The following is a 17520-nucleotide window of genomic DNA, read 5'->3' as shown; positions in this document are numbered from 1 at the left end:
CATGGATGAAATTGCCTATAAAAAAACCATCGATTTAATCGAGCATAATCGATCGATCGCTGAGTTCGCGGATTTCGGCGACGGCGTGAACCCCGAATGGATTGCCGCTGCCGAAAAAAATATCGGAACCCCTCTGCCTGAGTCTTATAAGTGGTGGCTCACAAATTACAGTGGCGGAGAAATTGGCGGCGAGGAAATTTTCAGCGTCTATGCTGAAACTCCTGATGATATCGTTGGTGGCGATATTGTATATATGTATAAATTGGCTGGGAAAGATGGTTTAGATTCGAACCTAATACCTTTATGCCATAGCGATATAGACGGTGTTTTTGTATTTCAAACCGAAAACGGCATAAAAGGAAACGAATACCCCGTCCTATCGTTAGCGACTGGCGAGAAATATGCCGATAATTTTCTTGAATTCGTCGAAAAGCGCATAAAGCTATTCACCTAGGCCAACTCGGCGCCCCAGAAATGAGGAAGGTCATCAAGGCCGACCTGACAAAGGCGGCCCAGAAATCCTTTGCCGAGGGCTTGGCCATGCTTCCCGCCGCTGGAAACAGCATAGTGCGACTGCCCCCAACCAAGCTGATACCGACTTAACAACCTAGGCGATCACGGCGCGGCCGCCGATCCGCTGGCCACGCTGTACCTGCACGAGCCAGGCAGCTTCCGCCCGCTGGCCCTGGCGCGGCGGACGGCGCCGGACCAGTCCGCCCAGCTGCACCACTTCCAGCTGGACGCGGCCGGGACCCCGCAGGAGCTGACCAAAGACAACGGCGTGGTCACCTGGCGCGAGGACTTCACCGCCTGGGGCGCGGTGGCCCGCAAGGCCGAGGCGGCGATCGACAACCCGATCCGCTTCCAGGGCCAGTACGCCGACCCCGAGACCGGCCTGCACTACAACCGCTTCCGGTACTACGACCCCGGCGTCGCGCGGTATATCACGCCGGATCCGATCGGGCTTCTGGGTGGGCTGAACGCGACGGCGTATGTGTCGGACCCGAATGCCTGGGTGGACCCGCTGGGGTTGTCGTGCGCGTTCGGGAATGGAACCAACGCCGCTCGCCCCAGCAACAGCCCGCATTATTCTGTCGCGGGAGAGGTTCAGCTTAAACCAGGAACCTTCGAGGCCTCGGACGCAAATCACTTCCGTCAAGGTAACCGAGAAATTTATAGTCGAATGCAGGCGGATCCCGCCTATGCTCGACGAATGGAAGCTGAATATCCTGGTATTACTGCGCATGTTACCCCCGGACCTCGAGGAGGAGTTGCAGATACCGCACCTCCCGGCCTATCTTGGCATCATGATCCTCATACGCCGGGAAATCTTCAACTGGTGCCACGCGATCATCACCAAGCTCCCGGACCTGTCCAAAACTCTCTCCACCCTAATCAACAGGGTGGTAGACAGATTTGGGGAGGAGGAAGAAGGTAGAACGAGGAAATTATGACCGATAACACAATTGTCGCCTTCCAAGACATGCTGGCGGAAATCATGGCTAAGCCTCATAATGCTTGGGTATATCTCCCAAGTACAAAAAATTGGAATCTAGAATCTAAATCCGCCGCATTGGAAAGCGAAGAAGTCCCCCCCGAACTTGAGGATGAACCTGACGCTGGAGTTCCACAATTTGCAAAGGATGAGGGGCTGATGCAGGTGATGCCGGTCGCTACGTTGCAGGATATTGTTTCCAACGCTCGCGAACAAAAACGCTCCGCAAGTCTGATGGACCTCTTCGCGGCTTTCGAATTCTATTATGAACGAGACGCGTTTATAGAATTTCAGGACTAGACACGCAAAAATACACACCTTTTCGCGTACAGCATATTTTATTTATTTGCAGACTACCTCATACCGACTTCAGTAACCTAGGCGATCACGGCGCGGCCGCCGATCCGCTGGCCACGCTGTACCTGCACGAGCCAGGCAGCTTCCGCCCGCTGGCCCTGGCGCGGCGGACGAAGCCGGACGTCGGCCCGGGGGGCGCGACGGCGGGCCGATAAAACCGTTGAATGGCGTGGTCAACGGGTATGTCGGCGGCGCCACTCAAGCCGTGCCGTTTGGGACGACCTATAATGGCGTCACTTTGTTTTAAGGGTGGAGCGCATGATCAAGACCCTGATCGAAGCGGCGTTCGCGCAGACGGCGAAGTATTGGGAGACCGCCGAACAGGCCTTGCGCCCGAAGATGTGGCCGCCGACGCCCCTCAGTCACGGAATCCCCACGCTTGCGCCGGGCGTTTTCAGGCCGAGCAGTCCCATGCTGGAGGAGCGTTTCCAGCTCCTTGGCCGATGGACGACGGCCAGCCACGGTCATTGGCTCTCCACGGCCGACATGGAAGCTCTGTGGTCGGACAACGGAACCGATCCCTTCATCGAAGGCGTCAAGCAGATGCAAGCCGCCAGCGCGGAAGGCTGGTCCAACGACGCGTCCACCTTGTTCCGCCCCGAACGATTGTCGCTTTTCGCCGGAAGCGAATACAGCAACGAGCGGATCTACCTGCTCTGGCTGGACTTCGAAGACGAACCGGAACTGTGGGTCTACGACGCCAACGGCGAGTCCCGCTATCACGACCTGGCGGCCTACCTGCAGGCCTATCTCGCCGAAGATGTCAGCGCCGCGTCGATCTCCTGGCGCGCCTGATCCTGGCCTGGACCGGGAAACGAGTATCCTGTGCTGGGGCTGGCGACCGGCGAGACCTATGCCGATGATTTTCTTGAATTCATCGAGAAGCGGATAAATCTATTCGCCTGAAAGATCTTTCCCGAGGCCCCAGAAATGAGGAAGGACATCAAGGCCGGCCTGCTGTCCGCCGTGGAGAAGGACCTCGACGCCTACATGTCCGACCACGGCTTTCGCCGGGGAAAGAACAGCCTGATCTACAAGCGCGTCATCGCCGGCTCGACGCAGATCATCGATCTCACCTTCGACGTTCGCCCGAAGGAAGATCCCGTGGCCCTTGCGGCCCTATATCCCAGGATGGAGGTGCAAATCCCCGCCGTCGACGCCGTCCTGGAGGACATGGTGGGCGGAGCGACGGGTGAACTGGCCGGCTATTCGGAAGCCAGAACCCGGCAGGGGATCCATTTCACCGCGGAGAAGGCCGACCCGGGCCGCTGGTACGTCTATCGGCTGCAAGACCTTCCCGCCGCCGTCGAACAGGTGCGCGCGTTCCTGGATCGATGGACGATGCCGCTCCTGGACGTCTATGCGACGCCCGAGGACATGGTGGCGGCGCAGGCGCGCGATGATGGCCGGTTGACACACGCCCGCCCCCAGCTCGTCCGGGTCATCGCGGCGGCGCTCGTCTGCGGCAAGCGCGACTACGCCCATGCCCTCTTGGAAAAGCGCCTCGGGGCGCCAGGCGCGCGCCGTCTGTACAAACGGGTTTTCGACTACGTCGAGAGCTACGCCGAACGCACCGCCTGAGATCAGCCCTGCGGCTTGGCCGGCGGCGGCGCGGCGACGGGCGCGGCGGGGGCGACCGTCAGCTTGCCCAGGGCCGCGGTGGCGCTCGGCATGCGGCTGGTCAGGACGCCGCCGTTATAGACCTCGAAGACCGACGGGTCGGAGACCTCGGCGACCAGGCCGGCGTTGCGCGGGGCGCGGAAGGCCTCGCCGGCCGCCATCCAGCGGGTGAAGTAGATCGCGCCCGCCGCGTCGTGCACGGTCAGCGAACCGGGCTTGCGGGCCTGCAGGATCAGGCCCGAGGCCTCGGCCTGGGCCGCGCCGTAGACCGCCCCCTTGGCCCGGAACGGCGCGCCAACATTGAGCACCGGGCCGGGGTCCGGGCCGGCCTTGGCCGCTTCGGCCGCGCGGGCCTTGGAGGCGGCGCTGACGGCGTCGGCCGAACCGCCGTTGGCCGCGGCGTCCTCGAGGCCGGGGGTCTTGTAGGGCTCCGGCGTGGTCGACTCGACGGGGGCCGGCAGGGGCGCGCCCAGCGGCACCGTCCCGTCACCACCGCCACCGCCACCGCCGCCCATCGCCACCGCACCTGGGGCGGCGACGGCGGCGGTCGCCTGGGCCGGGGCCACCAGGGCCGGCGGCGTGTCCTTGGCGATGGCCCGCTGGGCGACGTTCCACAGCACGATGGCGGCCACGACCAGCACGCCCAGCGCCAGGATCAGGCCCAGGCGCGGATCGCGCTCGTGGCGCACGCCGACCGGGGCGCGCAGCGGCTCGCTGTCTTCGGGCGCGTCCAGCTTGAAGCGGGCCACGGCGGCGTCGCCGTCCAGGCCCAGGACCTTGGCGTAGGACTTCACATAGCCGATCGTGAACGGGCGCGAGGGCAGCTCGTCCAGGCGCAGGGCTTCCAGCGCCTCGATATAGCTCTGACGGATGCGGGTGGCGTCGGCGACGTCCTGCAGAGTCAGGCCGCGGAACGCACGGGCGGCGCGCAGGGCCGAGCCGATGTCGGCGCCGTGGTCGACGGAAGGTTGTTGGGCGGCCATCGGCGCGTTCTCGCCCTCGCCGTCGGCGACCAGCTGCAAGTGCGAAACCCTGCCCGTATCCAGCGGCATGGCTGCCATGAAACCCCAAAATCGCGTCGCCGGAGACGTTCGTCCCGCCAGGGAGACGACTTCGACGCGCTATCCCGGCCACACTGACCGGGAAATGTTAATACTTTATGGTCGATATCAAAGTAAGTCGCGGGATTCAATAAACTATAAAGCCGCGCTTGGTTAACCTGCGCCGTGTCTAGACGGCGACGTAAAGCTTGCGGGCCAGGGTTTCGATCTCGCCACGGAGCGATCCGGCCGAGGTCTTCAGCAGGGCCTCGACATTGCGCCGGGCGGCCTCGCGATCGCACGACAGCACCATCTGCTTGACCGGCCCGATCCCCGCCGGCGGCATCGACAGGCGGTCGAAACCCAAGGCCAGCAAGGCGAAAGCCTCGAGCGGACGCCCCGCCATCTCGCCGCAGACCGAGACCGCCGTCCCGGTGTCGGCGCAGGCCTGCTGGATGGTCTTCAGCGCCCGCAGCGCCGCCGGCGACAGGGGGTCGTAGCGGTCCGAAACCCTTGGATTGCCCCGATCGGCGGCGAACAAATACTGCATCAGGTCGTTGGTGCCGACCGAAACGAAGTCGGTCATCGGCAACAGTGCGTCCAGATGCCACAGCAGCGAGGGCGCCTCGATCATCGCCCCGACGTCCAGGCGGGCCGGCTCGGGCCGGCCGCGCTTCAGCGCCCAGGCGACCTCCTGGTCGACGAAGGCGCGCGCGGCGCGGAACTCGTCCACATTGGCCACCAGCGGGAACATGATCCGCAGCTCCCGCCCCCGCGCGGCCTTGATCAGGGCGCGGATCTGCATGCGCAGCAGGGCCGGACGGTCCAGGCCCATCCGCACCGCGCGCCAGCCCAGGGCCGGATTGTCCTCGCGCTCCAGCTCCATGTACGGCAGCAGCTTGTCGCCGCCCAGGTCGAGGGTGCGGAAGGTCACTGGCATGCCGTTGGCGGCCTCCAGCACCTTCTCGTAGAGCGCCGTCTGGGCCTCCAGCCGGGGCATTTCCTCGGCGACCATGAACTGGAACTCGGTGCGGAACAGGCCGATGCCCTCGGCCCCGGTCTCGCCCAGGATGTCCAGGTCGACGGCCAGGCCGGCGTTCATCAGCAGGGTGATCTTGTCGCCGTCCTTGGTGACGGCCGGCGTGTCGCGGATCCGGGCGAACTCGGCCTTGCGCTGGGCGCGGACCTCCATCCGGGCCCGCAGCGACTTGATCACGTCGGCGCGCGGCCGCAGCCAGGCCTCGGCGGTCTCGGCGTCGACCACCACCGGGTCGCCCTCGCTGACCCGGTCGCGCAAGCCGGCCAGGCGGCCCACGCACGGGATGTCCAGCGCCCGGGCCACGATGCCGGCGTGGCTGGCGGCCGAGCCTTCTTCCAGCAGGATGCCCTTGAGCTTGGTGCGGTCGTATTCCAGCAGGTCGGCCGGACCCAGGTTCCGGGCGATCAGGATCGCGTCCTCGGGCAGCACCCGCACGGCGTGGACATTGCCCGCCAGGTGGCGCAGCAGCCGGTCGTTCAGGTCCTCCAGGTCGTGCAGCCGCTCGCGCAGATAGGGGTCGCGGGCCTGGCCCAGGCGGGCGCGATGCTCCGACCTCACACGTTCAACGGCGGCCTCGGCGGTCAGGCCCGAGCGCACGGCCTCCTGCAGCGACCGGTTCCAGCCCCGGTCGTGGGCGAACATCCGATAGGTCTCAAGCACCTCGTACGAGGCGCCGACCAGGCCGTGCTGGCCTTCCAGCATCTCGTCGATTTGGGTCTGCAGCGCCTCGATGGCCCATTTCAGCCGGGCCTCCTCGGCCAGGGCGTCGTCGGACAGCAGCTGCTCGGGGGCCACCGGCTGCTCGTGCAGCACGGCCACGCCGTAGGCCAGCCCCTCGGCGAAGCGCGCGCCCTTCAGCCGCTCGGGCTTGTGCGGCGCGATCTCGACGTCCTTGAGCTCGGTGAGGCCCAGCAGCTCGCCGGCGCTGACCATCTCGGCCAGCACCATGGCGATGATCTGCAGGTCCTCGACCTCTTCCTCGTCATAGACCCGCTCGGTGCGGTTCTGGACGACCAGCACGCCGATCGTGCGGCCGCCGCGCAGCAGCGGCACGGCCAGGAAGGCGTGGTAGGGGTCTTCGCCGGTTTCCGGGCGATACGAGAACGACGGATGGCTGGCGGCGTCCGACAGGTTCAGCGGCCGGCCCAGGCGCATGGTCTCGCCGACCAGGCCCTCGCCGGGCTTCAGCCGGGTGACGTGGACGGCGTCGCGCGACAGGCCCTCGGTGGCGAACAGCTCCAGGTCGCCCGAGGCGCGGCGCAGATAGATCGAGCAGACCTCGGCCACCATCGAGATGGCGATGGTGCGCACCACCATGTCGAGCTTGGCCTGGGCGGGCCCGCCTCCGGCCATGGCCTCGCGAATCTGCCGAAGCAGGCTGCGTGGTCCCCGAACAGCGATCCCGGACGCCGCCATGTCTAAGCGCGCACTCCCCAATGGTCCGATACGGCTGATCCCGACAGAACGCGTCGAAGGTTAAGAAGCCGCATCGCCCTTAGCCGGGCTATAGCAGATTTCGCGCGCCGCACAGTGACCGCGGGCGCTCAAATCGTGGTTGGCGCACGAAAAAGGCGCCGCCCCCGAGGGGACGGCGCCGGATCACCCTCGGCCCGAAGGCCGTTGAGGGAGGCCTTTAGCGGCGCTGGCCGTAATAGCCGTTTCCGTACTGGCCGCCGTCATGGCGGTAGCCGGTGTTGTAGCGGTCGCCGCGGCGGTCGCGGCCGTCGTAGCCCGAGCGGCCGTAGCCGTTGTCGTAGCTCGACCGGCCATAGCCGCCGTTGTAGCCGTAGCCGCTGTTGTAGCTGGACCCGTAGCCGTAGCGGCTGTCGCGATAGCCGCTGGAATAGCGGTGGTCGCGGTCATAGCGGTCGTTGTGACCCGTCGAGGCGCCCAGGGCGGCTCCGGCGACGGCGCCGATGGCGATGCCGCCCTTGTCGCCGTCCGACAGGGCCGCGCCGGCGATGCCGCCGATCACGGCGCCCAGGATGGCGCGCTCGGTCTTGTTGTTGCGGTCGCCGGCGAAGGCGGCCGAGGCGGGCAGGACCAGGGCGCCGGTCACGGCCGCGGCGACGGCGATCTTGGTGAACTGACCAAAGGTCTTCATGGCGTAGCTCCTCGAGAGCGTCAGGCCGGAAGAAGTCCGGTGCGGCGCTGTTGGAACCTTTGTCGCATTCTCGCCTTGAACCCGATCTGAACGGCGATGTTCAGGTTGCGGTCATGTTTGGGGGACGGCCGTGCGTCCTTCGAGGCCCGCTGCGCGGGCGCCTCAGGATGAGGAGCTTTGCTGCTCTGAATTCCTCATCCTGAGGTGCGAGGCGCAGCCGAGCCTCGAAGGACGCACGCCCCCTACTCTGCGGGATGGGCTTCGGCGGCCGGCCGGTGCAGGTGCACCGACCACAGCACCCCGGCGAGTATCAGGACGATGGCGGCCGCCTCCAGCGGCAGCGGCCAGCGGGCCTCGTGCAGGAAGCCGTACAGCAGGGCGAACAGGGTCTCGAAGACGATCAGCTGGCCCGACAGGCTGAGCGGCAGCAGGCGGCTGGCGGCGTTCCACAGGCCGTTGCCGATCACCGAGGCTCCCAGCGCCACGGCCAGGCTGACGCCCCAGAACAGGGTCCAGCCCGTCGCCGCGTGCGAAACGCCGCCCAGGAAGGCGGGGATCACCAGCAGCAGCGACAGCAGGCCGGTGACCACGCCGGTCAGCAGCGACCATTCATGGCTGTTGAAGCGCGGGGTGGCGGCCAGCCGGCGGGCGTTCCAGACGGCGTAGGCGGTCCACACCGCCAGCGCCCCGACCGCCGCCAGCAGGCCCACGACCAGCCGCCCGACGCCGACCTCGCGGGCGGTCTGGAAGGCGGCGATATTGATGCAGGCCACGCCCGCGGCCACCAGCAGCAGCGGCGCGGCCAGCCGGCGCAGGGCCACGCCCTCCCCGGGCCCTTTTTCGTTTTTTTGGGCCCCCACCAGGGTGATGGTCACCGGCAGCAGCCCAATGATCAGCGAGGCCGGGGCGACGCCGGCGATCTGCACCGACACGGCCAGGCCCACATAGTAGACGATGTTGCCCAGCAGGCTCAGGCCCGCCAGGTCCCGCCAGTCGGCCAGGGTCAGGCGCCCCAGCACGCCCCGCGCGCCGGGGACCAGGAGCGCCGCCGAGGCCAGGCCGTAGCAGAGATAACGCCCGGCGGTCATCTGCAGCGGCGTGAAGGCGGCCAGCAGCTTGGGCGCCAGGAACACCCCGCCCCAGAAGGCCCCCGCGACGAGGCCGCAGAGAAGTCCGATCAGAAGACGCCGCCGGTGATCCATGCGAACGGGTTAGCAGAGCCCGGCGCGGGAGGCTTGGCGAAAGCTCCCGCAGGTTGGGCCAGGACTCTCGAACGGACCCGGCGGAACAACGCCATTGTCGATCCAACCAAGATCGCCATCCCGGACGCTGGCGCGGCGCGCGCCGTCCGGGATGGCGACCTTCAACCGCCGCCGGGTCAGGCCACCGCCTGGACGGCCTCGGCTTCCTGGTAGGTGGCCATCTGCGCCGCCAGGGCCCGCTGGAAGGCCGGCCGCGCCTCGCAGCGGCGGACATAGGCGTCCAGCACCGGGTTGGAGGTCACCAGGTCGGTCTGGCGCGGGAAGCGCAGCACCGTGGTCATCATCAGGTCGGCGGCGGTGAACCGGTCGTCCGACAGGTAGTCGCGGCCATCCAGCCAGGCGGCCAGGCTTTCCAGCCGCGAGATCGCGAAGGCCTCGGCCGCCGGCCGGCGCGCCTTGGCCCAGGCCTCGTCGGCGTGGAACAGGTCGATGGCGGTCAGGTTCTGAATGGCCGGCTCGACCGAGTTGAGCGCCGCGATCAGCCAGGTGTGCATCCGCAGCCGCGCCTGCGGGTCGGACGGCGCCAGAACCGGCGAGCGGTCGGCGATGTGCAGCACGATGGCGCCGCTCTCGAACATCACGAAGTCGCCGTCCTGCAGATAGGGCACCTGGCCGAACGGCTGCATCTGGCGATAGGCGGCGGTCCCCTGCTCGCCCTGCTCCAGAAGATGGGTCCGGTACGGGATGCCGGCCTCCTCCAGGGCCCAACGCACCCGCAGGTCGCGCACGATGCCTTGGGCGAAAGGCGGCACCCAGCGGAAAGCACTGATCGTGATCATCATCCAGCTCCTCGTCACGAGGCCCCCGCGGGGCCTTCGAGGAGAAGTCGCGCCAGGGAGCGCGATTTCGACATCGGGTCCGAAAATTCCCAAAAAAAGATCAGCCGCGCGCGCCCCGCCGCCATCTCGCCGGGGTCACGCCCAGCCGCGCCTTCATCGCCCGGGTCAGGGCGCTCTGGTCGGCATGGCCGGTGCGCACGGCGATCTCGGCGATCGACAGGCGAGTTTGGGACAGCAGGCGCTGGGCCGCGCGCAGGCGGGTGTCCGCCAGCTGGGCGTGCGGCGAGCGGCCGAACGCCGCCGCGAAGCCGGCGAAGAACCGGCTCTGGCTCATGCCCGCCTCGGCCGCCATCTCGCCGACGCCAAGCGGCCGGGCGAAATCGCGCTCGATCAGGGCGGCGGCGCGGGCCAGGCGCGGATCCGGCTCAGGGCCTCCAGCGGCCAGGGCCCGCAGCAGCAACGGCGCCCACAGCGCCGCCACCTCGTCCTCCACCTGCCGCGCCGCGTCGCCGCAGACGAAGTCCAGCAGGCCGCGCACCGGGGCGTTGACCGGCAGGAAGGCGCGGTCGCGCAGGGTCTCGAACGGGGCGATCAGGTCCGCGCCGATATTGGCCACGACGAACAGGTTGTCGCCGTCGGCGGCGAAGGCGTGGCGGGTTCCGCAACGCACCAGGGCCGCCTGGCCGGCCTGGACCCGGCCGCCGCGGCCGTCGATCTCCATCTCCAGCACGCCCCGGCGCGGCAGGACGATCTGGTCGAAGTCGTCATGGGCGTGGGCGTCGCCGTCGGCGCCGTAGCGGCGAAGGGAAAGCCGGACGGGACGGCCGTTCAGTCCGTGATCCATCGCCGCCGCCCCCTCCTTGTCGTCAGCCGTGCCCCGGCAAGGCCAGGGGCTCGCTGATCGCCTCGACTAACTGCTTGGCCTGCTCGACCGCCGCGTCGATGTCGCGCTCGATGAACTCGACCTCGGCGTCGGTCAGGGGGTGCGGGGCGGCGATCACCTCGCGCAGATAGGCGCGCTTTTCGGGCTCGGTCATCGTCCACCAGCCGACGGTGTGGCCCTCCTCGATCACCGCGTCGCCCATGGCCAGCAGGTCGTCCTCGTCGAAGATCGGCCGGCCGGGCTGTTCGGGGAACCACTGGCCGTCGTCGGGCAGGGCCTTGTCCAGCTTGCGCAGCAGCGAGGCCAGCCACGGGCTGACCAGCAGCGGCTTCTCGTAGCCGTCGCCGAACTTGGCGCGCAGCAGCAGGTCGTACAGCAACTCCAGCCCGGCCTCGCCCTCGAAGGTGACCGAGCGCTTCTCGGGATCGAAGTGGAAGACCGACATGGAGGCTCCTGGAGGATGACGTTTCGACGTCATAACGTCAGAAGGCGACGTTTTGCTAACGGCGAAGCGCCTTGCGTCCTTCGAGGCTCGGCTGCGCGGGCGCCACAGGATGAGGGCATCAGCAACGAAGCCCTCATCCTGAGGCGCCCGCGCAGCTGGCCTCGAAGGACGCAGGGCGGCTGATCCTACAGCTGGTCCAGCCCGTAGGCCGCGTGCAGGGCCCGCACGGCCAATTCGGTATAGGCCGCGTCGATCAGGACCGAGATCTTGATCTCCGAGGTCGAGATGACCTGGATGTTGATGTTCTTCTCGGCCAGGGCCTGGAACATCGACTGGGCGACGCCGGCGTGGCTGCGCATGCCCACGCCGATCACCGACACCTTGGCCACGTCCTCGTTGACGGCCACGTCCTCGAAGCCGATCTCGGCCTGGGCCTTGCGGACGATCTCGACGGCGCGGACCGCGTCGCGCTTGCCGACCGTGAACTCCATGTTGGCGGTGTCGGCGCTGCGGGCGCGCGACTGCACGATCATGTCGACATTGACGTTGGCCTCGGCCAGCCGGCCGAAGATCTGCGACGACACGCCCGGGTGATCGGGCAGGCCCAGCAGGGTGATCTTGGCCTCGTCGCGGCTATAGGCGACGCCCGAGACGATGCGCTTTTCCATGATTTCTTCCTCGTCGCAGACGATCGTACCTTGGCCCGGGGCTTCGCCCGGCTCGACGAAACTCGACAGCACCCGCACCGGGACGCGATGGGCCATGGCCATCTCGACCGAGCGGGTCTGCAGCACCTTGGCCCCCAGCGAGGCCATTTCCAGCATTTCCTCGTACGAGATCTTGGCCAGCTTGCGGGCCTTGCTCTCGATCCGGGGATCGGTCGTGTAGACGCCGTCGACGTCGGTATAGATGTCGCAGTCGCCCTTCACCGCCGCGGCGATGGCCACGGCGCTGGTGTCCGAGCCGCCCCGGCCCAGGGTGGTGATGCGTTGGTCGGTGGTCACGCCCTGGAAGCCGGCGATCACGGCGATCTGGCCGGCCGCGAAACAGGCCTCCAGATTGGCCGGCGGGATGTCCTCGATGCGGGCCCGGCCGTGGGCGTCGTCGGTCAGGATCGGCACCTGCCAGCCCAGGAACGAGCGGGCGTTCAGGCCCATGTTGCGCAGGGTCATGGCCAGCAGGCCGGCCGTGACCTGCTCGCCCGAGGCGACGACGGCGTCGTATTCGTCGTCCGACTCCGGCAGGCCCTGGGCCGCGCGGCCCGAGCCGTCGGTCCAGGCCACCAGCTCGTTGGTCTTGCCGGACATGGCCGAAACCACCACCGCCACCTGTTTGCCGGTCGCCACCTCGGCCGCGACCAGGCGCGCCACCCGGCGGATGCGCTCCAGGTCGGCCACCGAGGTGCCGCCGAACTTCATCACCAGACGTGACACGCCCTACCCCGTCAAAACCTAAGGTCAATTCTTGCGCCGGGGACGGACGAACCGCCTCCGCCGCGCAAGCCGCGGTCTTCTAGCGGCGCTGAGGCGCAACGGCAATGTCGCGGCGCCGTCTTTTTCGTCGCGGGCGGCCATTGACGTCGCGCAGGCAACCTATCTAACTGACTACCTGTCCATGAAGGTCGCCACAATGAGCGCGCCCCTTTCACCGCAGGTCGCCCGCCTCATCGAAGGCGAGACCACCGTCGCCGGCAAGATCCGCGCCCTGGCGGCCGCCGGCTATCCCCGCGCCGAGATCGCGCGCATCCTCGGCAAGCGCTACCAGCATGTGCGCAACGTGCTGGAGGAGCCGGGAAAGACGAAGACGGCGGCGCAACCCGAACCCGAAGGCTTGGCCGAAGGGGACGCCGGAGCGTTCGTCCACGACCGGCCCAAGACCTACCGGCTGGAGGTGAAGAACGGGACTGTGACCTTGCCGCCGGAGGTGCTGGCGGCGCTCGGCGTAGGTCCCAATGGTGCGATCATCGCCGACCTGGGAGAAGACAGCTTCACCCTGATCAGCACCCATGAAGCGATCCGGCAGCTTCAGGAGTGGGCGCGGCCCGACGTGCGCCCGGGCGTTTCGATGGTCGACAAACTGCTCGCCGAACGCCGGCGAGACGTAGAGATGGAAGAGCGCGAATCCCGGGACCGTCGGGCTTGGAGGCCCCATGACGACTGAGTTTGTCATGGACGCCTCGGCCATTCTGGCGCTGATTTACGGAGAGTCCGGCCACGACCGGGTCGCGGCGGCTCTACCCAACAGCCGGATTTGCGCCGTGAATCTGGCTGAGATCGTGTCGAGCATGATCGATGAAGAGATTCCCCTGTACGACATCGAAAGGCGGATGGGGCGGCTTCTATCCAAGGTCGTTGATCTCGATCGCGACCTGGCGATGAAGGCCGGCTTGTTGCGCGAAGCCACCCGCCACAAGGGGCTGTCTCTCGGCGACCGCGCCTGCCTGGCCCTGGCCATGCGCGAGAGACTGCCGGTGATGACCGCCGATCGCGCTTGGCGCGATCTGGACCTTCCGGTCGAAGTCGTGCTGATACGCGAACCATGACTCAGACCGCCCCCCCCTCCTGGAGCATCGACCCCGCCGACGTGGCGCGGTTCTCGGCCATCGCGGCCGAATGGTGGGACCCGCGCGGCAAGTTCGCGCCGCTGCACGTGTTCAACCCCTGCCGGCTGGGCTTCATCCGGGAGCAGGCCCTGGCGCGGTTCGACCGTGACGGCAACGCCCGCGCCCCGTTCGAGGGGCTGAAGCTGCTGGACATCGGCTGCGGCGGCGGCCTGCTGAGCGAGCCGATGGCGCGGCTGGGCTTCACGGTCACGGCGGTCGACGCCTCGGAGAACAACATCAAGACCGCCGCCGCCCACGCCGACGAACAGGGGCTTGAGATCGGCTACCGCCCGGCCACCGCCGAACAGCTGCTGGCCGAGGGCGCGGGACCGTTCGACGTGGTGCTGACCATGGAGGTGATCGAGCACGTCGCCGATCCGGGCGAGTTCCTGCGCACCTGCTCCAAGCTCCTCGCGCCCGGCGGCCTGATGATCGTCGCCACTCTGAATCGCACGCTCAAGGCCCTGGCCCTGGCCAAGATCGGGGCCGAATACGTGCTGCGCTGGGTGCCGCCGGGCACCCACGACTGGAAGCAGTTCCTCAAGCCCGACGAGCTGCGCGCCTTCCTGGCCGGCGAGCCGGTGGCCATGCACGGCCCGTTCGGCGTGGCCTACAACCCGCTGACCGGCCGCTGGAGCCGCTCGGCTGACGTCGACATCAACTACATGATGACGGTGACGAAGGACTGAGCTGGATGATCGCTCTGATGATGGCCGCGGCGACGGCCTTCGCGCCTCTGAGCGGAGATTTCGATCACGACGGTCGGCCCGACGAGGCGCAGATCGTCGCCCACCGCGGACAGTATGTCCTGCGCGTGACGCGCGGCGCCGACCCCGGTCATCCAGTCACGATCTGGGATTATGGCAAGGACCGGCCAAGCAGCGCTTTTGTCGACACGACGCGGGCGGGCCGTTTCCAAACCGCTTGTGGCAAAGGCTACTACGGACGCGAGACCGGGCGATGTTCACGCGACTGGATCACGCTTCGGAAAGGCGACCTGTCATTCGGCTACCAGGAATCGTCCGATGCGGTCGCCGTATGGAATGGCCGGCGCTTCGACGTCGAGTGGATGTCCGACTGAATGACGAGGGGTCGTTATCATGATACGATCTACCGCATCATGACAAAGCCCGGACCCATCCAGATCCGCAACGCCGAGGTCGTGGAGAACATCCGCGAGCTGGCCCGCCTCCGCGGCGCGGGCCTGACCGAGACCGTCGAGGCGGCGGTGCGGGAAACGCTTGAACGGGAACGGGCGCTGAAAGCCGACGACCTCGGAGCGCGCCAAGCCAAGGCCATGGACCTCCTGCAAGAGATCTGGGCTCGGCCCCGCACGGGCGCGGTGCTCACCGACGCCGATCTCTATGACGAGGAGGGCTTCCCGAAGTGATGGTGATCGACGCCTCGGCGCTGGTGACCATCCTGTTGCGTGAACCCGAATGGGACCGCTTCCTCGACGCCATTCTCAAGGCCGGCGGCGGCGTAATCTCTCCGGCCAACTGCTGGGAGACCTGCGTTCGGACCGCCCACCTTCGCGACGAGACAGGGCGCCCGGACGCCGAACGCCTGATGGCCGAACTGGGCGTCGAGATCGCGCCCATCGACGCCGAGCAGACGCGGATCGCGATCGCAGCCCGCCTCCGCTTCGGGCGAGGAATCCTGAACATGGGCGATTGCTTCGCCTACGCCCTGGCGAGGACCCGCGGCGACGACGCCCTGCTCTACAAGGGCGAGGACTTCATCCGCACCGACATCGCCAGCGCCCTGCCCGCCGCCTGACGGAACCTGTACCGCCGCCGCGCCTTCTATTGGCAAGGGACACCTACCAAGGATTGGCGGCCCGTTCGGGGGCCGGACGTCGATCCGTTCGTCGGAACGGAGACAACGACCATGACATCGAGAACCCCCGTGTGGCTGATGGCCTCGGCCCTCGCCCTGAGCACGGCTGCGCCGGCTTTCGCCCAGTCGGCCGAGGCGGCCTACCAGCAGCGTCTCGAAAGCTACGGCGACCAGCGCGCCGTCTATGACGCCCAGAGCGCCGATTACCAGCAGCAGCAGCGCGACTACGATCGCGACCGGGCCAAGTACCTGAGCGACAAGGCCGACTATGACCGCCGCTACGGGGCCGGCGCCTACGACCGGCGCTACCCGCAGTACGCCACGCGCTTCGACGACACCCGCTACGCCGGCAGCTCGGACTATTACGGCGAGCAGACGGCCTTCGACCACGATCGCCAGATCTACGAGGACACCCGCCGCGACTACGACCGCCGCAACGGCTACGGCGCCTATGACCGCCGCTATCCCGACCAGGCCCGCCGCTTCAGCACCAGCGGCCAGGTCTACGGCGCCGACAGCAGCGACTATCTGAGCCAGCGGGCCCAGTACGATCGCGACCGGGCCGAGTACGAGCGGTCGCGATCCGACTACGACCGCCGCTACGGCTCCGGCGCCTATGACCGCCGCTATCCCGACTACGCCAACCGCTACGGCGCGCCCTATGCCGGCCGCTACGGCGACGACGTCTCGTACAACGCGCCGTGCCGGGTCGACGCCAAGAGGAACGCCACGGCCGGCGGCGTGATCGGGGCCCTGGTCGGGGCCGTGGCCGGCTCGAACCTGGCCGCCCGCAACGCCAAGCCGGAAGGCACGGTGCTGGGCGCCCTGGTCGGGGCGGGGGTCGGGGCCAGCATCGGCAACGCCTCGGCCAAGAGCCGCTGCGACGCCAACGGCCAGTACTGGACTCGCGACGACACCGTCGCCTATCGCGAAAGCAGCCGCTATCGCGCCAGTTCCCGCGACGACTACAGCAACTATTCCAGGCGTTGCCGCCTGGCGCCGGCCGAAACCGACTACAACGGTCGCGTCGAAACCCGCTATGTCCGCGTCTGCCCGGACGGCTCGGGCCGCTATCGCATCCAGGGCTAGCGAAGGAACGGGGATGAACGGCGCGGTCGGCGTCGCTTCATCCCCCGTTCAGGTCGGAATCCCGACAATCATCGAACTCATTTGAAGCTTGAGCGTTCTTAGCGTTCAAGGATCGCCAACAAACCAGGGAGGTCGCCATGCGCGCCCATCTGAAAACTCTCGCCGTCGTCGTCGCGCTTGGCTTCACGGCCTCCACGGTGGCCGTCACCGCCGCCGAAGCCCAGACGCGCACCCACAAGGTCTGGGTGTGCAAGAGCACCAAGAGCGCCCGCAACAAGGGCACCGTCATCGGCGCCGTCGGCGGCGGCACGCTCGGCGCGGTCGTCGCCGGCCACGGCAACAAGACCGAAGGCGCCCTGCTCGGCGGCGCGCTGGGCGCGGTCGCCGGCAACCAGATCGCCAAGAAGAACTCCAAGAAGAAGAACTGCCACTACGAGTACCGCCGCTACTAGGCGGCCGCTCCAGGCTGGCCAGATGAAGGGGACGGGAAACCGTCCCCTTTTTCGCGACCCGCGCCCGAGAGGCGAGGCTAGTTGACCTCGGTCTTCTTCGGCGCGGGCGGCGGCAACGGCGCGACCCTGACGCCATCCTCGATCAGCGCCTTGACCTCCTTGGGCGAGGCCTCGCCATAGATGCCGCGGTCCTCGGACTTGCCGTCGTGGATGTCGCGCGCCTCCTTGGCGAAGCGATCGCCGACATAGTCGAAGTTCTCCTCGACTTGGCGGCGGACCTCGCCCATGGCGGTCATCATCATCTCGCGCATCTGGGCGCTGGGTTCGGGGGCGGCCTTCTGGGCCTTGGTCCCGGCCACGGCGGGGGCCATGATCTGCTTGCGCACCACCTTGGAGGCGCACAGCGGGCATTCCAGCAGCCCCCGCGCGGCCTGGTCGTCATAATCGGACGACGAGCCGAACCAGCCTTCGAAGGCGTGGTCGTGATCGCAGCTGAGCGCGTACTTGATCATGA

Annotated in this window: 22 protein-coding genes and 2 pseudogenes; 14 read left to right on the top strand and 10 right to left on the bottom strand. The window is 67.4% G+C overall.

What is annotated here, in order from left to right; all coding sequences use genetic code 11:
- Position 1: 1 nt before the first annotated feature.
- The 5 genes from G3M57_RS04810 to G3M57_RS04790 all read left to right on the top strand — a co-directional run bounded on the left by G3M57_RS04810 (position 2) and on the right by G3M57_RS04790 (position 3433).
- Positions 2–454, top strand: a complete 453-nt coding sequence (locus G3M57_RS04810; RefSeq protein ID WP_082564501.1) for an SMI1/KNR4 family protein — start codon at positions 2–4, stop codon at positions 452–454.
- A gap of 183 nt (positions 455–637) precedes the next feature.
- Entirely contained in the window at positions 638–1438 is an 801-nt protein-coding gene (locus G3M57_RS27715; RefSeq protein ID WP_341873464.1) for an RHS repeat-associated core domain-containing protein, read from the top strand.
- 12 nt (positions 1439–1450) lie between these two features.
- On the top strand, positions 1451–1795 hold the full coding sequence (locus tag G3M57_RS04800; protein WP_156402140.1) for a DUF7716 domain-containing protein: 345 nt from the start codon (positions 1451–1453) through the stop codon (positions 1793–1795).
- A gap of 315 nt (positions 1796–2110) precedes the next feature.
- The gene (locus G3M57_RS04795) at positions 2111–2647 is read left to right on the top strand and encodes a hypothetical protein (RefSeq protein ID WP_208789658.1); all 537 of its coding nucleotides are present in this window, start codon (positions 2111–2113) and stop codon (positions 2645–2647) included.
- A 171-nt stretch (positions 2648–2818) separates the two neighbouring features.
- On the top strand, positions 2819–3433 hold the full coding sequence (locus G3M57_RS04790; protein WP_163229085.1) for a hypothetical protein: 615 nt from the start codon (positions 2819–2821) through the stop codon (positions 3431–3433).
- A gap of 2 nt (positions 3434–3435) precedes the next feature.
- Here the strand turns inward: G3M57_RS04790 and G3M57_RS04785 are convergent, their stop codons facing one another.
- From G3M57_RS04785 to G3M57_RS04755, 8 genes and pseudogenes are all read right to left on the bottom strand, one after another.
- Complete coding sequence (locus G3M57_RS04785; RefSeq protein ID WP_230983812.1) at positions 3436–4524, bottom strand: helix-turn-helix domain-containing protein; 1089 nt, start codon at positions 4522–4524, stop codon at positions 3436–3438.
- A gap of 178 nt (positions 4525–4702) precedes the next feature.
- On the bottom strand, positions 4703–6967 hold the full coding sequence (gene ptsP / locus G3M57_RS04780; RefSeq protein ID WP_056753445.1) for a phosphoenolpyruvate--protein phosphotransferase: 2265 nt from the start codon (positions 6965–6967) through the stop codon (positions 4703–4705).
- A 217-nt stretch (positions 6968–7184) separates the two neighbouring features.
- Positions 7185–7655 (bottom strand): glycine zipper 2TM domain-containing protein, encoded by a 471-nt coding sequence (locus G3M57_RS04775; RefSeq protein ID WP_056753446.1) that lies wholly within the window; start codon positions 7653–7655, stop codon positions 7185–7187.
- Positions 7656–7771: 116 nt separating this feature from the next.
- Positions 7772–7911: pseudogene (locus G3M57_RS27875) on the bottom strand (hypothetical protein); the annotation flags it as partial.
- Entirely contained in the window at positions 7898–8857 is a 960-nt protein-coding gene (locus G3M57_RS04770) for a DMT family transporter (RefSeq protein WP_163229081.1), read from the bottom strand. The pseudogene G3M57_RS27875 and the gene G3M57_RS04770, both read right to left, overlap by 14 nt.
- 176 nt (positions 8858–9033) lie before the next feature.
- Positions 9034–9699: a glutathione S-transferase family protein gene (locus tag G3M57_RS04765; protein ID WP_208789657.1), complete on the bottom strand. Its 666-nt coding sequence runs from the start codon at positions 9697–9699 to the stop codon at positions 9034–9036.
- A 97-nt stretch (positions 9700–9796) separates the two neighbouring features.
- Entirely contained in the window at positions 9797–10540 is a 744-nt protein-coding gene (locus G3M57_RS04760; protein WP_163229077.1) for an AraC family transcriptional regulator, read from the bottom strand.
- 22 nt (positions 10541–10562) lie between these two features.
- Positions 10563–11024, bottom strand: a complete 462-nt coding sequence (locus tag G3M57_RS04755; RefSeq protein WP_057186608.1) for a hypothetical protein — start codon at positions 11022–11024, stop codon at positions 10563–10565.
- A gap of 52 nt (positions 11025–11076) precedes the next feature.
- On the opposite strand from G3M57_RS04755, the pseudogene G3M57_RS04750 reads away from it, so the two are divergent.
- A pseudogene (locus G3M57_RS04750) lies at positions 11077–11206 on the top strand (hypothetical protein); the annotation flags it as partial.
- Positions 11207–11209: 3 nt separating this feature from the next.
- Here G3M57_RS04750 and G3M57_RS04745 read toward each other — a convergent pair.
- Positions 11210–12457: an aspartate kinase gene (locus tag G3M57_RS04745; protein WP_056753461.1), complete on the bottom strand. Its 1248-nt coding sequence runs from the start codon at positions 12455–12457 to the stop codon at positions 11210–11212.
- 196 nt (positions 12458–12653) lie between these two features.
- Here G3M57_RS04745 and G3M57_RS04740 point away from each other — a divergent pair, with 196 nt between their 5' ends.
- The 8 genes from G3M57_RS04740 to G3M57_RS04705 all read left to right on the top strand — a co-directional run bounded on the left by G3M57_RS04740 (position 12654) and on the right by G3M57_RS04705 (position 17006).
- On the top strand, positions 12654–13184 hold the full coding sequence (locus G3M57_RS04740) for a hypothetical protein (protein ID WP_056753464.1): 531 nt from the start codon (positions 12654–12656) through the stop codon (positions 13182–13184).
- The gene (locus tag G3M57_RS04735) at positions 13174–13566 is read left to right on the top strand and encodes a type II toxin-antitoxin system VapC family toxin (RefSeq protein ID WP_056753467.1); all 393 of its coding nucleotides are present in this window, start codon (positions 13174–13176) and stop codon (positions 13564–13566) included. Before G3M57_RS04740 ends, G3M57_RS04735 begins: the two co-directional genes overlap by 11 nt.
- Entirely contained in the window at positions 13563–14315 is a 753-nt protein-coding gene (ubiG, locus tag G3M57_RS04730) for a bifunctional 2-polyprenyl-6-hydroxyphenol methylase/3-demethylubiquinol 3-O-methyltransferase UbiG (protein WP_163229075.1), read from the top strand. The genes G3M57_RS04735 and ubiG overlap by 4 nt, the downstream gene beginning before the upstream one ends.
- Positions 14316–14320: 5 nt before the next feature.
- A complete protein-coding gene (locus G3M57_RS04725) occupies positions 14321–14707 on the top strand; it encodes a hypothetical protein (protein WP_163229073.1) in 387 nt (128 codons plus the stop codon).
- Positions 14708–14746: 39 nt separating this feature from the next.
- Positions 14747–15016 carry a type II toxin-antitoxin system VapB family antitoxin gene (locus G3M57_RS04720; protein WP_230983814.1) on the top strand — a complete coding sequence of 90 codons (270 nt, stop codon included), beginning with the start codon at positions 14747–14749 and terminating at the stop codon, positions 15014–15016.
- Complete coding sequence (locus G3M57_RS04715) at positions 15016–15405, top strand: type II toxin-antitoxin system VapC family toxin (RefSeq protein ID WP_163229072.1); 390 nt, start codon at positions 15016–15018, stop codon at positions 15403–15405. Before G3M57_RS04720 ends, G3M57_RS04715 begins: the two co-directional genes overlap by 1 nt.
- A 111-nt stretch (positions 15406–15516) precedes the next feature.
- On the top strand, positions 15517–16554 hold the full coding sequence (locus G3M57_RS04710; protein ID WP_163229069.1) for a glycine zipper 2TM domain-containing protein: 1038 nt from the start codon (positions 15517–15519) through the stop codon (positions 16552–16554).
- A 137-nt stretch (positions 16555–16691) separates the two neighbouring features.
- Complete coding sequence (locus G3M57_RS04705) at positions 16692–17006, top strand: glycine zipper 2TM domain-containing protein (RefSeq protein WP_035072319.1); 315 nt, start codon at positions 16692–16694, stop codon at positions 17004–17006.
- Positions 17007–17083: 77 nt separating this feature from the next.
- Here G3M57_RS04705 and G3M57_RS04700 read toward each other — a convergent pair whose 3' ends face one another.
- Complete coding sequence (locus tag G3M57_RS04700; RefSeq protein WP_163229067.1) at positions 17084–17518, bottom strand: DUF1178 family protein; 435 nt, start codon at positions 17516–17518, stop codon at positions 17084–17086.
- Between the last annotated feature and the right edge of the window lie 2 nt (positions 17519–17520).

Source organism: Caulobacter rhizosphaerae (assembly GCF_010977555.1).
Taxonomy (GTDB): domain Bacteria; phylum Pseudomonadota; class Alphaproteobacteria; order Caulobacterales; family Caulobacteraceae; genus Caulobacter; species Caulobacter rhizosphaerae.
The sequence above is the reverse complement of the archived record's forward strand: the minus strand, read 5'-3'. Positions and strand labels throughout refer to the sequence as shown.